Below are 13,722 nucleotides of genomic sequence, written 5' to 3' on the forward strand. Positions count from 1 at the left end.
GGGACTTTCGTGCAGACGCCCACGGCGCCCACAGCCGTCGCCAAGCGCGGACCGGCGAAATCGCGCGCCGGCCTCGCCGACGACGAGGCGGAAGACGAAGACAATGGCGCGATGCGCCTCTATGATTCGCTTTACGAGACCGCGCTGAAACAGCAGATTCCGCGCCCCATCGTCAATGAGCTGGTGCGCGTCTTCGCCAATGACGCCGATCTCCAGCGCGGCGTTTCGGGCGGCGATTCGCTCGACGTCTTCTACGACGAGCCGGAGGACGGCTCGGCCGCCGGCCGCGACTCCCTGCTCTATGCGTCGCTCACGACGCGCAACGAAACCTATCGTTACTATCGCTTCTTCACGCCCGACGACGGCCTGCTCGACTATTACGACGAGAACGGCCGCTCCAGCCGCAAATTCCTCGTGCGCAAGCCGATCGCGGTCGGCGAGACGCGCTCGGGCTTCGGCATGCGGCGCCATCCGATTCTCGGCTATTACAAGATGCACACCGGCATCGATTGGGCGGCGCCGATCGGCACGCCGATTCTCGCCGCCGGCAATGGCACGGTCATCAAGGCCCAATGGGACTCAGGCTATGGCCGCCGCGTCGAAATCCAGCACGCCAACGGCTACATCACCACTTACAATCATATGTCCGGCTTCGCCCGCGGCATCACCGAGGGCGTACGCGTCAAACAGGGCCAAACGGTCGGCTTCCTCGGCTCCACCGGCCTTTCGACCGGTCCGCATCTTCATTACGAGGTGATGGTCAATGGCCATTTCGTCGATCCGATGCGCGTGAAGCTCGCGCGCACGCGCGAAATCGAGGGGCGGCTTCTCGCCGAATTCAAAAAGGAGCGCGACCGCATCGACGGGTTGATGGCCAAGGCCCCCAACGGCAATCCGAAAGTCGCGACGCGCCAGGCCAGCAAATAGCTTCAGGCGAAATCCGCTTCATCGACCGCCTGCGCGAGCTCTCGCTCCGCGGCGATCGCGATCTCTTCAAGCGGCGTCGCGCCATTCATAAGCCGGCGTGAATTGTCCGGCGCGAATGCAGCGGGCGATGCTCTCCATCGTCGCCATCGTCTCCCGGTTCAGCGTGTCGCGTGGAAATTCGACGCGGAATTCGCGCTCGATCGCGAGCAACAGGCGGATCGCCGTATAGGGCGTCATGCCGAGTTCGTAGAGATTCGCGCGCGGCGTCAGGTTCGACGCCGGAATGCGAATCTTGGCTTCCCGATCGATCAGGCTTTGAATGGTCTCAATCATGGCGCTCTCCCTGCGGCTTTGATTGCAATGACGCCAAGCTAAGGCGGAGAAGCGGAAATGTTCGTGCGGGGACGCACATGAAGATCACGAGGGAGATGCGGCAAGCGTTAAGCCAATTGGCGCCGCTTAGGGGCTCCGGCGCGCAGGATCAACGCGGCTTCGGCGGCCCGGCCCTAAAGTATGAGCCCTACCCGCCGCCGGATGTCGGCTGGCGTCCAGCCCTCGGCGCGAAGCGCGCGCAGCGCCGTCGAGGCGATGCTTTTCGCGAGCTTCTCGCCGGTCTCGTCGAGGACGAGATCATGATGCCGATAGCGGGGCTCCGGCAGATCGAGCAGGCGCTGCAACAGGCGATGCAGGCTCGTCGCGTAAAAGAGATCGCGGCCGCGCACGACATCGGTCACGCCCTGCAACGCGTCGTCGACCACGACGGCGATGTGATAGCTCGCAGGCGTATCCTTGCGGGCAAGGACGACATCGCCCCATTGCGCCGGATCGGCGGCGACATCACGACAGCCGAATTCCCGCCATGATAGCCCCTGCCCCGTAAGCGCGAGGGCCTTCCGCATATCGAGCCGCAGCGCGACTCCGCCCGCGCGCAAAATCTCCGTCGCCGGGCGGCGCCGCTTGTCGCGGCAGATTCCGGGATAAAGCGGCGTTCCGTCAGGATCGCGCGGCCAGTCTGGCTTTCCCGCCGCGGCGCGGGCGATGTCCGAACGCTTGCAGTCGCAAGCGTAGAGGAGCCCCATCTCGTCCAGCCGCTCGAGCGCGCGCGCGTAATCGCCAAAATGCGCCGACTGGCGCCGCACGGGCCGCTCCCATTCGAGGCCGAGCCAGGCGAGGTCTTCCTCAATCGCCGCCTCGAATTCGGGCCGCGCGCGGCCCGTATCGATATCCTCGATGCGCAGCAGGAAGCGCCCGCCGCAGTCTCGCGCGAGATCGAAATTCAGCAGCGCCGAATAGGCGTGGCCGAGATGGAGATAGCCATTGGGCGACGGCGCGAAGCGGAAGGTTCTCTTGAGATCGTGATCCATCGCTTCGCGAACTCGCCCAAGCCCCTCACCTTACCTCTCCCCGCAAGCGGGGAGAGGAGGCGGCCAGCGCCGCGCGATATGTTCTATCGCGCGGATTGGAGAAGGGTAAGCGAAAGGCGGATATCCCCTCTCCCCGCTTGCGGGGAGAGGTAAGGTGAGGGGCCAGGAGATTAGCGAAATTCAGCCGCGCCGCGCCTCGACGATTTTCAGCGCCGCTGCAAACGCTTCTTCGATGTCGAGGTCCGTCGTATCCAGCGTCACCGCGTCCTCGGCGGCTTTCAGCGGCGCGGCGCTCCGCCCGCTGTCGCGCGCGTCGCGCTTCTTCACGTCTTCGAGAATGGCGGCGTAATCAGCTTCTTCGCCGCGACCCGCAAGCTCCAGCGCGCGGCGCGTCGCGCGCGTTTCGGGCGACGCCGTGACGAAAATCTTCACGCTGGCGCCGGGGCAAACCACCGTGCCGATGTCGCGCCCATCGAGCGCGGCGCCTTCCGGCCGCGCCGCGAAACTGCGCTGCATGTCGATTAGCGCGGCGCGCACCGGCGGCATGGCGGCGACGACGGAAGCCGCCTCGCCCATGTCGCGCGCGCGCAGCCGCGTCTCATCGAAATCGGTGAGCGAGAGGCCCCGCGCCGCCGCGACCGCCGCCTCCGCATCGTCGAGCTGCAAGCCCTCGTCGAGAAGCGCGCAGGCGACGGCCCGATAAAGCAGGCCGGTGTCGAGATGCGGCAAGCCGTAATGCGCCGCGAGACGGCGCGCGAGCGTCCCCTTGCCCGACGCCGCCGGGCCGTCGATGGCGATGACGAGGCTCACGAGAAGCGCGCCCCCAGCCGCTCCATCAGCGCACGGAACGAGGGGAAGCTCGTCGCGATCATCGTCTCGTCGTCGACGACGACCTTGTTTTCGGAGGCGAGGCCCAGGACGAGAAAGCTCATGGCGATGCGATGGTCGAGATGGGTTTCGACGAAGCCGCCGCCTTTCGCGCTTCCGCCGCGCACGATGAGGTCGTCGCCGATAATCTCGCAATCGACGCCATTGACGCGCAAACCGGCGGCGATCGCCTCAAGCCGGTCCGATTCCTTCACGCGCAATTCGGAGAGGCCGCGCATGCGCGTCTCGCCCTTGGCGAAAGCCGCGGCGACGGCGAGGATCGGATATTCGTCGATCATGGAAGGCGCGCGCTCGGCCGGCACGTCGACGCCCGAGAGCCGCGAGAAGCGCGCGCGCATGTCGGCGACTTCCTCGCCGCCCTCCTCGCGCCGGTTCTCAAGAGCGATGTCGGCGCCCATCTCCTGCAGCGTCGTCAGCAGGCCGCTGCGCAGCGGATTGGTCATCACGCCTTCGATCACAATGTCGGAGCCCTCGACGATCAACGCCGCGACCAGCGGAAAAGCGGCCGACGACGGATCGGCGGGCACGCGCACGGCGCGCGCGATCAGCTCGGGGCGCCCTTCCAGCGCGATCTTGCGGCCATGCGCGCCGTAAGGCTCGCTCGCGACGGTCGCCCCGAAATGGGCGAGCATTTTCTCGGTGTGATCGCGCGAGGCTTCCGCCTCGATCACGATGGTTCGGCCGGGGGAGTTGAGCCCGCAGAGCAGCACGGCGGATTTGATCTGCGCCGAGGCGACGGGCGTCTTATATTCGACCGGCAGCGGCTCGCTCGAGCCTTGCAGGACGAGCGGCAGGCGCCCGCCTTCGGCCTCTTCCAGCACCTGCGCGCCCTGAAGCGCGAGCGGATCGAGAATGCGCTTCATCGGCCGTTTGCGCAGCGAGGCGTCGCCGTCGAAACGGGCGACGATCGGATGGCCGGCGACGACGCCCATCATCAGCCGCGAGCCGGTGCCGGCGTTGCCGAAATCGAGCGTCTCGACCGGTTGCAGGAGCGAGCCGAGCCCGGCGCCCCAGACGCTCCAATTGCCGGGGGAATGGCGCACGACCCTGGCCCCGAGCTGCCGGCAGGCCTGCGCCGTGCGCAGCACGTCCTCGCCCTCAAGCAGTCCCTCGATCTTCGTCTCCCCCACCGCAAGGAGCCCGAAGATCAGCGCGCGATGCGAGACGGATTTGTCGCCCGGCGGGCGCAGACGCCCTGTGAGCGGGCCGGACTTATGGGCGCTGAGCGGCGCGGCGGGGGCGTGAGCATGGGCGGCGGCGGGCGACATCAGTCACTTTCGAGCGGGCATGGTCCAATCCCCATGCCGCATCGCATTTTCGGGGAGGAGGTTCAACGGCGCGGCCATATGCCAATAGGCGCAACGCGTTAAAATCTGGAGCGGGCGATGGGAATCGAACCCACGACATACAGCTTGGGAAGCTGTCGTTCTACCACTGAACTACGCCCGCAAAATCAGCGACTTATAGTGTCTCTGATGTTCTTCGTAGCACGCTTTGGGCACGACAAAGAGAACGTCGAAATGTAGCGGAGCGAGCCGCTCAGCGCAATTGCATCCTTCGCTGAGTTCATTCACGGTGACAATTTGCATAGCGGAGGCGTTAGATGGAAGAAAGTAACTGGATTTCAATTTATGCTGCGGCCGTTGGTACTGCTGCTCTACTGTTGAATTTTAGGAGTTGGTATGAAGCTCGGCCTCGATTGCATCTTAGTCTGATGGTGGATGGGATGACCATCGGCGGCGATTCAGAATTCGATGAAAAGGATCTACTTATTCTCACCGTTACAAATCGCGGCAGAGAAACGACAATGATTACGCACATGATTTTATTCGAGATGACATCGTTTTACCAGCAGCTACGCGTCCGCCCGAAGAAATCGTATATTATTCCCAACCCTCAGCTTAAGGGTTATCCGCACAATATCCCCTCGGACATTGACCCCGCGAAGAAATGGGTCGGTGTGGTTCGGAAGCGCGACGACATCGGCATCAACCTTCACGATGGCCACCACTATGTCGGCGTATACGCCAGTCACCGCGACAAACCGTATCTCATCAAGATACCAAAGAAAAAAACTGCACTGCCCGACAATACCGAAGCGTTGGTATCAAACTGAAATAACTTTTTGAATAAAATCCCAATTAAAACCTTATAGTTCTCCGGCCTCATGCTGAGGAAAGGCGAGGAAAAAAGAATCTTCGCCTGCGCGCAGTTACTTCACGTTCGGATTTCTCACTTCGCCTTTTTCCTTCTCGATTTCCTTCAGCTTTTCGCGAATCGGCCCATAAGGCCCATATTTATGCTGCTCTTCGGAAAAGCCGTCGGCGTAGGGCCCGTAGGGCGCGTCGACCGGCTTCTTCAGAAGGTCGGGGAAATCCTTTTCGAGCCCCGCCCGATTCGGCCTTGGCTTCGACACCATCAAGGCCGCGACGTCCCAGGCCTCATCGACCGCAAGACGCGGATGCAGATAATCGACGCCGTCCGGCATGTTGGAATGAATGAAATTGGACGCCGTGATCAGCCGCGCCATGCCGGCGCCGTCATTGAAACTGTCCGACCCCCAGAGCGGCGGAAAGGCGTAGCCGGCGCCAAGCCCGGGCAGGCTGTTCTGCACGCCGGCGCCATCGACATTGTGGCAGCCGATGCAGCGCCCCTGATAGATGTCGCGGTCGCGCCCGCGCATGGGATCGGCGGCGCGGTCGAGCTCCGGCATCGCTCCCGCGCCGAGCCCGGAGAGCTTCTCGCCCTTGCGCAGGCCAAGCGAGAGGAATCCGATATAGGCGACAATGGCCCGCATCTGCGGCGAGGCCGCCGGCAATGGGCGGCCGTTCATGCTGCGCGTCATGCAGGAATTGACGCGGTCTTGAAGACTGATTTCGGCCCCGGCGCGGGCGCTATAGGCGGGAAAATCCTCGGTGAGGCCGAAAATGGGCAGGCCGAATTTCTTAACGCCGGCGTCGAGATGGCAATTGCCGCAGGCAAGATTATTGCCCGCAAAGCGCTGCGCGCGGTCGGGCATGTCCGGCCCGATATGGGCATATGTCGCGGTGATGAGATCGCGGCCATGGCGGATAAGCCGGCCATGCGCGTCGTAAGGCAGCGCGTCCACCTGCGGAACCGACCAGATTTTCGCGCTTTGCGCGCCGATTTCCTCGGCGCAGGCGAAAGTCGCGATCGACAGCGCCAAAAGCGCGCCGCCCAGAAAAGTCCAGCGCATGAGATCACTCCGCTTGAAAATCGTCGGCTGCTCCATTCTCGGAAGCTTAGCATGCGGCTTCGCAAGTGCGCTCAGGGCGTCGGCAGGCGCTCGGCGCGATGGTCGAGGATGAGGAGAATCTGAATCTGTTCGCCACGCACGCGATAGACGACCGAAAAGGGCGTCCTCGGCATCACATATTCGCGGCTGTCATTATCCCCTATGGGATGGCCCGCCAAAGGAGCGGCCAGGAGAACCTTTTTCATTTTTTCGTATTGGGCGATCGCGCGCTTCTCGCCCTCGGGAAAAACCTGCGTGTAGTAACGCCGAAACCAGTTGAGGCCGACGCCGGCCGAAGGGAGATAGACAATCTCCATATGTCAGCGGCGCGGCGGGAAAATATCCGGTTGCGGCATCGGCCGCTCCTCGTCCGAGCCCCAGGAGCGCACCCATTCGTCCATCGCGGCGCCCGAGACAAAGACGCCTTTATCCGCCTCGGTCTCGGCGGCGCGGATCGCGGCCCGCGCGCGCTCCTTCGCCTCGACATAGGCGTGGATCGCCTGCTGCGCGACATAGGCGGCCGAACGATCTTCGCGTTTCGCCTCCTGTTCGAGGCGCTTCTTGATCGCAGCGTCGATTCGAAGGGTGAAGGGTACTGTCGGCATGATCGCACGCATCGGAAAGCCAAGAAGTATTCATTGTAAGACAATGTATACGAAACTCAACTCCGCTACGCCACCTTGAAATGTTTCGAAAGCTTCAGTCCCTGCCCCTGATAATTCGACACGCCGCTCTCGCCATAAAGCGCTTGGGGCGTCTCGGCCATTTGCTCATAGACGAGGCGGCCGATGAACTGGCCGTCCTCCAGAATGAACGGCACTTCGCGCGAACGCACCTCCAGCACGGCGCGCGCGCTCGGCCGCCCGCCCGGCCCCGCCCCAAAGCCCGGATCAAAGAAGCCGGCGTAATGGACGCGAAATTCGCCGATCGCGGCGTCCATCGGCGCCATTTCGGCGGCGAGGTCGGGCGGAATGGCGAGCCGCTCGCGCGAGGCGAGAATATAGAAGTCGCCCGGATCGAGAATGAGCCTGCCGTCGCGCGCGGGCAGAGGGTCCCAATAATCGTCGATCCGATAGGCGCCGATGCGGTCGACGTCGATCACATCCGTGTGCTTTTGCGCGCGATAGCCGACGATCCCGCCGAAAGCGTCGGCGCTAAGGGCGACGCGCAGCACGACGCCGTCGCGCAGATTGAGCGGCCCGTCGACGAGCGGGGCCTTCTTATGCAGGTCCATAAGCGCCGCGTCGCTTAAGACGCCGCTCGGCGCCGCGCCGGGCGCAACGGTCGGGCTCTGGACGCGAAAGCGCAGTTGATTGAGGCGCGAGCCCTTGCGCGCGCGAATGGAAAAGCTGCGCGGCGAGACTTCGGCGTAAAGCGGCCCCTGATAGCCTGCCTCCACCTCGTCGAAACGCTCGCCGCGATCGGCGATGAGGCGCGTAAAAATGTCGAGCCGGCCGGTGGAGCTCTTGGGATTGGCGGCGCCGGAAATATTCGCGCCGAGCGTCAGGCTCTCCATCAGCGGCACGACATAGAAGCAGCCGCGCTCGAGCACCGCGCCGTCGCCCTCGAGCGACATCTCGTCATATTTGAGCGCGGAGAGCAGCGCCTCGACGCCCCGGCTCCTGCCGGGCAGAAAGCTCGCGCGCACGCGATAGGCCCTGGGGCCGAGGCGCAGATCGAGGCTCGCGGGCTGGATTTGGTCATGTGCGAGAGGCGCCGCGAGCCGGATCGCGCCGGCCTCGGCCATCGCCTCTATCTGCCGGCTGGAGAGCACGCCGCTCATTCGCCTGTCGTCCCCCGCATCCCTCGTCAAAACGGCTCGTCTCGCTGGCATAAGCGCCAAATCGCGCCGCCTTTCAAGACGACCCTGTTGACAGCTCAGGTCCCTCTGCCGTCTATAGGGCGTCCGTGGTTATTTGAGCCGGCCGGCTTGCCGCCACGAAAAACAACGCGCTAAAAGGCCGGGTCTTCCCTGAGGAAACCCGCTTTTTATGCAACAGCGCGCTATTCGGCGCGTTCTAGTCATGGCGCGACTTGGCGCCGAGGGAGAGGACATGTCCAGCGAGGCTCCGCGCAAGCCGCTCAAACCCGCGACGCAGCTCGTGCATGGCGGCGCGCTGCGCTCTTCCTTTGGCGAATTGTCGGAGGCGCTCTTTCTCACGCAGAGCTTCGCCTATCCGACGATGGAGGCCGCCGAGGCGCGTTTTAAGGGCGAGGAGCCGGGTTTCGTCTATTCGCGCTTCTCCAATCCGACGGTCGCCATGTTCGAGCAGCGGATGATCCTGCTCGAAGGCGCGGAGGCGGCGCGCGCCACGGCGAGCGGCATGGCCGCCGTCACCGCGAGCCTGCTCGCCCAGGCGAAGGCCGGCGACCATGTCGTCGCCGCGCGGGCGCTCTTTGGCTCCTGCCTTTATGTGATCGAGGATTTGCTGCCGCGTCTCGGCGTCGCCTCGACGCTCGTCGACGGCGCCGATCTCGCGCAGTGGAAAGCGGCCGTGCGGCCGGAGACCAAGCTCTTCTTCCTCGAAAGCCCCACCAATCCCGGCCTCGAGGTTTACGATCTTAAAGCTATCGCCGACATCGCTCACGAAGCGGGCGCGAAGCTGATCGTCGACAATGTCTTCGCGACCCCGCTCCTGCAAAAGCCCTTCGACTTCGGCGCCGATGTCGTCGTCTATTCCGCGACCAAGCACATCGACGGCCAGGGCCGATGTCTTGGCGGAATCATTCTCGCCTCGCAGGCGCTGATCGAAGAGAGCGTCCATAATTTCCTGCGCCAGACCGGGCCGGCGATGTCGCCCTTCAACGCCTGGGTGATGCTCAAGGGCCTAGAGACCCTGCCGCTGCGCGTCGCGCAGCAGGCGGCGAGCGCCGCCAAAATCGCGGATTTCCTCGCCGAACAGAAAGGCGTAGCGCGCGTCCTCTACCCGTTCCGCGCCGACCATCCGCAGGCGGAACTCGCGCGCAGGCAAATGTCGGGCGGCGGGACGCTCGTGAGCTTCGACGTCGCGGGCGGCAAAGAGACGGCCTTCCGCCTCGCCAATGCGCTCGACGTGATCAAGATTTCCAACAATCTCGGCGACGCCAAGAGCCTCATCACCCATCCGGCGACGACGACGCATCAGCGCCTGACGCCCGAGGCGCGCGCGACGCTCGGCATCGGCGAGGGATTGCTGCGGCTTTCCGTCGGCATCGAGGACATAGACGATCTCCTCGACGATCTTGCGCGCGGTCTTTGGACCGCCGCGCGCGGCTAGATTGCTCTAATCCGACAAGATAGCGTTCAACGCCTGGCGCCCGGCTTCATTGCCTCGCGCGCCGGAACCGCAGACTCCTGCAGCGCGCATTCGGCGACGAAATAGAACGCCGTCAGAATGGCGCAAAAGCTTTCGAGCGCGACGCCCGTCATCAACTCGCCCATCGACATAACCCTATGCTTCTCTTACGCCGAACCGGACGCCTCGCCGGCGTCGAAGACGCGCCTTCGCCCTTTGAGCGAAAGTCGTCGCTGGCGGCCCGCGGCGGCGGGTGAGAAGAAGCCGCGCCGACGCAGGCCGCTTGCGACAATCAGCCGAATTGCGCCGGGGGCGCGCGCGGTCGGTGAGAGAGGCGACGCCGGGGCGTTGGCGCGACGCGGTCCGCCACCGTCCATGCGAGCTTAAAGCTCTGGACGGGCGTCGCGCCAAGCTGACCAGGCCGCGCCGCGAGGGGCGCGGAGCCGCTGCAAAACGCCTGACAAAGGGCGCAGGCGGAGCGGTCGTCCTTGGGGCCTGGTCGCCCCGGAAGCGCGTCGGGTTGGGAGGACCCCGACGCGAAGCAGATGAACAATTGCGCGACCCAGCGGCCGCCGACGCCCGCTTCGCCAATCCCTCTCGCGAGCGGCGCGACGACCCAGATCGACGCCGCCATAAGGAGCAGCGCCGCGCTGGGCCGCGCGACGGCGCGACGGGTTTTGGCGAAGGCGGTCGCCGATCGCGACATGGGCTTCAGGTCGCGTCGGTGAGCGGCCGCGCGAATCGCGCGCGACGCTCAAGATCGATGAGGCGGATGACGCCCCGACGCGTTTCCCGCCAAGAGCGCATGCCCGGCGCGAGCGCGGCGAGCGCCGCCATGCCCGGCGGCGCGGCTTCGCGGCCTTCACGCTCGTTCATGGATTCGAGCGCGGCGGCGGCGACAATGCTCTCGCGGCCATTGAGTTTTCGTTTGCGAAACATCTATTCCTTCCCGATCCGCCGCTTGACGCGGCTTTATTCTGACCCGGGTCGCTTAAAAAGCTTCGCGCGGCCGGATGGGTCCGGCCATGAAGGGCGCAAAGCGACGCGACAGCGTGGCGAAGATCAGAAGGTCGCGGGCGGCGCTCGGGCCTGTCGGGAATAATCGCGAGAAAACGTCCGCGGCGTGCCGCTCGCCGTCCCCCATGAAAGAGCGGTCCATTGAACGGGCGCCGCGCCAATATGAACGGCGCGCGCCGCAAGCGGCGCGACCCCATCGCAATAAGATTGACAGAAGAGGCAGAGGCCATGGCCCTTGAGATGGCCGGGCGTCTGCATCGGCTGGGTGGAGCCGGCGTCCTTGAGGCAAATTTCGTCGACGACATTGGTCGCGCCCGCCTGCGTCACGACATGCGCCGCCGCCGGCGCGAGGGCCTGAATGGCCAACGCCAGCGCGAACAGCAAAATCGTCAGCCAGTTGCGACGCATGAGGATTTCACGCCAGGTTCCGGGCAGGGCCCCGCCCCGCGCATGTCGAATTCACGCGCGCGGGGCGATGTAAGCAAAAAGCGGAGGCCGCGGCAAGTTAATCCCGCCGCGGCCGTCGACACTGCGTCAAAGCGCCTGACCCTTGTTGCGCTGCGTCATCCTAGAGCAAGTTCCGAAAAAGTTGACAGACTTTTTCGATCAGAACTTGCTCCAGCGTATTGAGTTGGCGCGATTTCTTATCGATCGGACGAGTCCGTCCGATCGGAAAGCGCGCTAGAATTTGAACTTCACGCCGCCTTGGAAGAGACGAGGATTGCCGGCGTAGATGGAGCCAGTCCCGTTCTGCGCCAACTGCGCATATCCGTTCTGAACGACGACGCCATTGACCAGCGCCACCGTGTTTTGAATGTTGTTCGCGGATGCGATCCAGTTTCTGTCGAAGATGTTCCGCACCTCGAAATAAAGGGCGAAGTTCTTGAGCAGGCTCCCCTCGATGTCCCTGTCGAAGTGAACATTCGCATTGACGAGGCCATAGCCCGGCATCGTCAGGACATTGCCGTTGTCGAGGAAATAGGAGCTTTGATAGACATATTCGACGAAGGCTCCGACACCCTTGAAGTCCCCATGGGGCTGGTCGTAGCCGAGCCGCCCCGTCGCCGTATGCGGCGCGACATTGGGGATTTTATAGCCGGCTCGATCGAAAGAGCCGGTTCGACCCGTGGCTCCAGAAGTGCCCAGCAACTCCGTAAAGCTCGTGAATATCTGATTGTTATATGAATAGTTCGCCATCACCCGCCAGCCCTCGATCGGACGCCAGTCGGCGAGCGCCTCGACGCCGCGATGCGCCGATCCGGGCGCGTTGAAGGTGTAGTTGAGCAAGCCGGCGCCGGGCGATTGGGTCAACTGCTCGTTCTGATACCATTCGTGGAAGCCGGTCAGGCTGAGGAGAAGCGTCTCATCCGGCCGCCAGTCGAAGCCGATGTCGAAGCCGATGTTGCGCTGCGTTTTCAGATCGGTGTTTGCGCCGGGTTGACCCTGCTGATTGACGAAGAGCTGGCCGGGATTGGGCGTGCCATAGCCGCTCGACGCGCGAAAATGCGTCAGCAGTTCGGGCAGAGCGCGCCAGGTCACCGACGCTTCGGGGCCGAAGTTCCAATAGGTTTTGTTGACGGTGACGCCCTGCCATGTCGCGATCCGGCCGAAGTTCGCGCTGGCTGGCGTATTCACATAGGTGTACTGATCCTGTATCGCCGCGATCTTGGTCATCTCGGAGGCAAGCCCGAGGACCATTGTCACATCCTTCGACAGCGCGACCTCTTCGCGGCCGCGCGCGCCGAGATTCTGCATCATGGCGTTTTGCTTGGCCTGGATCGCGCCACTCGCGCCATTGCCAACGGGCAGCGTATTATTGGTGTAGCTCGTATAGCGGGTGCGATTGAAGTAGAGGCCGGCGAAATGCCGCGCCTCGAACCCCATGAGCGACCCCAATTGCGTAATGTCGGTGCTGGCGTTTACGGCCGGTTCGTCCTGCAGGGCGGCGGTGCTGCCCGTCGGCTGAATGATGTTCTTGTCGTCATATATGGCCTGCGTGCGCCAAACCGTATTGGCGTCGAAATTATGCTCCCAGCGCAGGCCGAGCACGTCGCGACGATCGTTGCGATTGAAGCCCGCCAGCGAGGCGGTCGTCTGATAACTTGGCCCGCCTGTCCCATTGAGCCCGAAAAGCGGGACGCTGGCGCTGCCGCACAAGGATCGAGCGAGATAGCCGAGCGGCGTCGTCCCGCCGGCCTGAGTTAATGCATAGCAGCCGCCCTGATAGGGATTGAGATAATATTGATTGAGAGACAGGCGCGCCGACAAATCGCCGTAGAGCTGATTGTGGATGAACTTGAAAGTTAGAAGGTCGTCGGGCGTCACCTGCCAGCGCGCCGTCGCGTTAACGGTCTGCGTGTCGTAACGATTATGGAGAGTCCAGCCGTCGCCGCGCACGTCGCTGGCGAAAATGGCGATGTCCACATTGCCGACGCGTTTGCCGATAGCGGTGAAATTATTGAGATATCCATAGGATCCGAATTCGCTTCCGACCTGGACGCCGTCGATTTCGGCGCCGGTGCGCGTGCGAAAATTGATCGCGCCGCCATTGGCGAAATTACCGAACAGGGCGGAGGACGGGCCACGATAGACGTCGACGCCCGCATAGGCGTGCGGATCGGTCAAGTCGGTGCGCGACAAGCCGTCGGGCTGCGTGACCGAGAAGCCGTCCTCGAGCATCACGATATTGCGAACGCCGAAGCCGTTGCGCGCGGAGGAGCCGCGAATTGATATGACGATGTCGCGCGGACCATTGCCCTGTTTGAACGAGACGCCGGGACTGTATTGGAGCATCTCGCGAACCGTCACGAGCGGCATTGTATCGAAGTCCTTGCCTTGGACCGTCGTGAACGTCTGCCCGGTGGGATCGCGATACACCGGAAGCGCCAGTTTCTTGGGGCTGAATCCCGGAGCGGCCGGCGCCGAAGGCCCGGGCGCCGGCGCCGCCGTCGTGACGCGCGCGGGTCCCGGAGCCGGACGGCCAACCAGCCCCGTG

Annotated in this window: 16 protein-coding genes, 1 tRNA gene and 1 riboswitch (1 of these 18 cut by a window edge); of the genes, 3 read left to right on the plus strand and 14 right to left on the minus strand. The window is 63.8% G+C overall.

Annotated features, from left to right (window positions below; all coding sequences use genetic code 11):
- Positions 1 to 927 carry the final stretch of a M23 family metallopeptidase gene (locus V3H18_RS07075; RefSeq protein WP_332081278.1) on the plus strand. The gene continues 1,116 nt to the left of window position 1, outside the view, so 927 of the gene's 2,043 nt are visible here — the last part of the coding sequence; its start codon lies beyond the left edge, outside the window; the stop codon is at positions 925 to 927.
- A 66-nt stretch (positions 928 to 993) separates the two neighbouring features.
- On the opposite strand, the gene V3H18_RS07080 is transcribed toward V3H18_RS07075, so the two are convergent.
- From V3H18_RS07080 to V3H18_RS07100, 5 genes are all read right to left on the minus strand, one after another.
- Positions 994 to 1,260, minus strand: a complete 267-nt coding sequence (locus tag V3H18_RS07080; protein WP_332081280.1) for a phosphopantetheine-binding protein — start codon at positions 1,258 to 1,260, stop codon at positions 994 to 996.
- A gap of 173 nt (positions 1,261 to 1,433) precedes the next feature.
- On the minus strand, positions 1,434 to 2,291 hold the full coding sequence (gene gluQRS, locus V3H18_RS07085) for a tRNA glutamyl-Q(34) synthetase GluQRS (protein ID WP_332081282.1): 858 nt from the start codon (positions 2,289 to 2,291) through the stop codon (positions 1,434 to 1,436).
- A 180-nt stretch (positions 2,292 to 2,471) separates the two neighbouring features.
- A complete protein-coding gene (gene cmk / locus V3H18_RS07090; protein ID WP_332081283.1) occupies positions 2,472 to 3,101 on the minus strand; it encodes a (d)CMP kinase in 630 nt (209 codons plus the stop codon).
- On the minus strand, positions 3,098 to 4,447 hold the full coding sequence (aroA, locus tag V3H18_RS07095) for a 3-phosphoshikimate 1-carboxyvinyltransferase (protein ID WP_332081284.1): 1,350 nt from the start codon (positions 4,445 to 4,447) through the stop codon (positions 3,098 to 3,100). Before aroA ends, cmk begins: the two co-directional genes overlap by 4 nt.
- Positions 4,448 to 4,553: 106 nt before the next feature.
- Positions 4,554 to 4,628 (minus strand) — tRNA-Gly (locus V3H18_RS07100).
- A 154-nt stretch (positions 4,629 to 4,782) separates the two neighbouring features.
- On the opposite strand from V3H18_RS07100, the gene V3H18_RS07105 reads away from it, so the two are divergent.
- Positions 4,783 to 5,295: a hypothetical protein gene (locus V3H18_RS07105; protein ID WP_332081285.1), complete on the plus strand. Its 513-nt coding sequence runs from the start codon at positions 4,783 to 4,785 to the stop codon at positions 5,293 to 5,295.
- A gap of 96 nt (positions 5,296 to 5,391) precedes the next feature.
- Here V3H18_RS07105 and V3H18_RS07110 read toward each other — a convergent pair whose 3' ends face one another.
- The 4 genes from V3H18_RS07110 to V3H18_RS07125 form a co-directional block, all read right to left on the minus strand.
- Positions 5,392 to 6,396, minus strand: a complete 1,005-nt coding sequence (locus V3H18_RS07110) for a c-type cytochrome (RefSeq protein ID WP_332081286.1) — start codon at positions 6,394 to 6,396, stop codon at positions 5,392 to 5,394.
- 71 nt (positions 6,397 to 6,467) lie between these two features.
- A complete protein-coding gene (locus V3H18_RS07115; RefSeq protein ID WP_332081287.1) occupies positions 6,468 to 6,752 on the minus strand; it encodes a type II toxin-antitoxin system RelE/ParE family toxin in 285 nt (94 codons plus the stop codon).
- A 3-nt stretch (positions 6,753 to 6,755) separates the two neighbouring features.
- On the minus strand, positions 6,756 to 7,040 hold the full coding sequence (locus V3H18_RS07120; protein WP_332081288.1) for a CopG family ribbon-helix-helix protein: 285 nt from the start codon (positions 7,038 to 7,040) through the stop codon (positions 6,756 to 6,758).
- Between the two features lie 65 nt (positions 7,041 to 7,105).
- The gene (locus tag V3H18_RS07125) at positions 7,106 to 8,218 is read right to left on the minus strand and encodes a 2'-deoxycytidine 5'-triphosphate deaminase (protein ID WP_332081289.1); all 1,113 of its coding nucleotides are present in this window, start codon (positions 8,216 to 8,218) and stop codon (positions 7,106 to 7,108) included.
- Positions 8,219 to 8,333: 115 nt separating this feature from the next.
- Positions 8,334 to 8,412, plus strand: a riboswitch (SAM riboswitch).
- A 77-nt stretch (positions 8,413 to 8,489) separates the two neighbouring features.
- On the opposite strand from V3H18_RS07125, the gene V3H18_RS07130 reads away from it, so the two are divergent.
- Positions 8,490 to 9,692, plus strand: coding sequence for an O-succinylhomoserine sulfhydrylase (locus tag V3H18_RS07130; RefSeq protein WP_332081290.1), 1,203 nt, complete (start codon positions 8,490 to 8,492; stop codon positions 9,690 to 9,692).
- A gap of 26 nt (positions 9,693 to 9,718) precedes the next feature.
- On the opposite strand, the gene V3H18_RS07135 is transcribed toward V3H18_RS07130, so the two are convergent.
- The 5 genes from V3H18_RS07135 to V3H18_RS07155 all read right to left on the minus strand — a co-directional run bounded on the left by V3H18_RS07135 (position 9,719) and on the right by V3H18_RS07155 (position 13,715).
- The gene (locus V3H18_RS07135; RefSeq protein WP_332081291.1) at positions 9,719 to 9,862 is read right to left on the minus strand and encodes a hypothetical protein; all 144 of its coding nucleotides are present in this window, start codon (positions 9,860 to 9,862) and stop codon (positions 9,719 to 9,721) included.
- A 140-nt stretch (positions 9,863 to 10,002) separates the two neighbouring features.
- Positions 10,003 to 10,416, minus strand: a complete 414-nt coding sequence (locus V3H18_RS07140; protein ID WP_332081293.1) for a hypothetical protein — start codon at positions 10,414 to 10,416, stop codon at positions 10,003 to 10,005.
- A 5-nt stretch (positions 10,417 to 10,421) separates the two neighbouring features.
- Positions 10,422 to 10,649, minus strand: coding sequence for a hypothetical protein (locus V3H18_RS07145; RefSeq protein ID WP_332081294.1), 228 nt, complete (start codon positions 10,647 to 10,649; stop codon positions 10,422 to 10,424).
- 123 nt (positions 10,650 to 10,772) lie between these two features.
- The gene (locus V3H18_RS07150) at positions 10,773 to 11,135 is read right to left on the minus strand and encodes a DUF2946 family protein (RefSeq protein ID WP_332081295.1); all 363 of its coding nucleotides are present in this window, start codon (positions 11,133 to 11,135) and stop codon (positions 10,773 to 10,775) included.
- A 273-nt stretch (positions 11,136 to 11,408) separates the two neighbouring features.
- A complete protein-coding gene (locus V3H18_RS07155) occupies positions 11,409 to 13,715 on the minus strand; it encodes a TonB-dependent receptor family protein (protein WP_408631769.1) in 2,307 nt (768 codons plus the stop codon).
- Positions 13,716 to 13,722 lie beyond the last annotated feature (7 nt).

Source organism: Methylocystis borbori, assembly GCF_036576025.1.
Lineage (GTDB): Bacteria > Pseudomonadota > Alphaproteobacteria > Rhizobiales > Beijerinckiaceae > Methylocystis > Methylocystis borbori.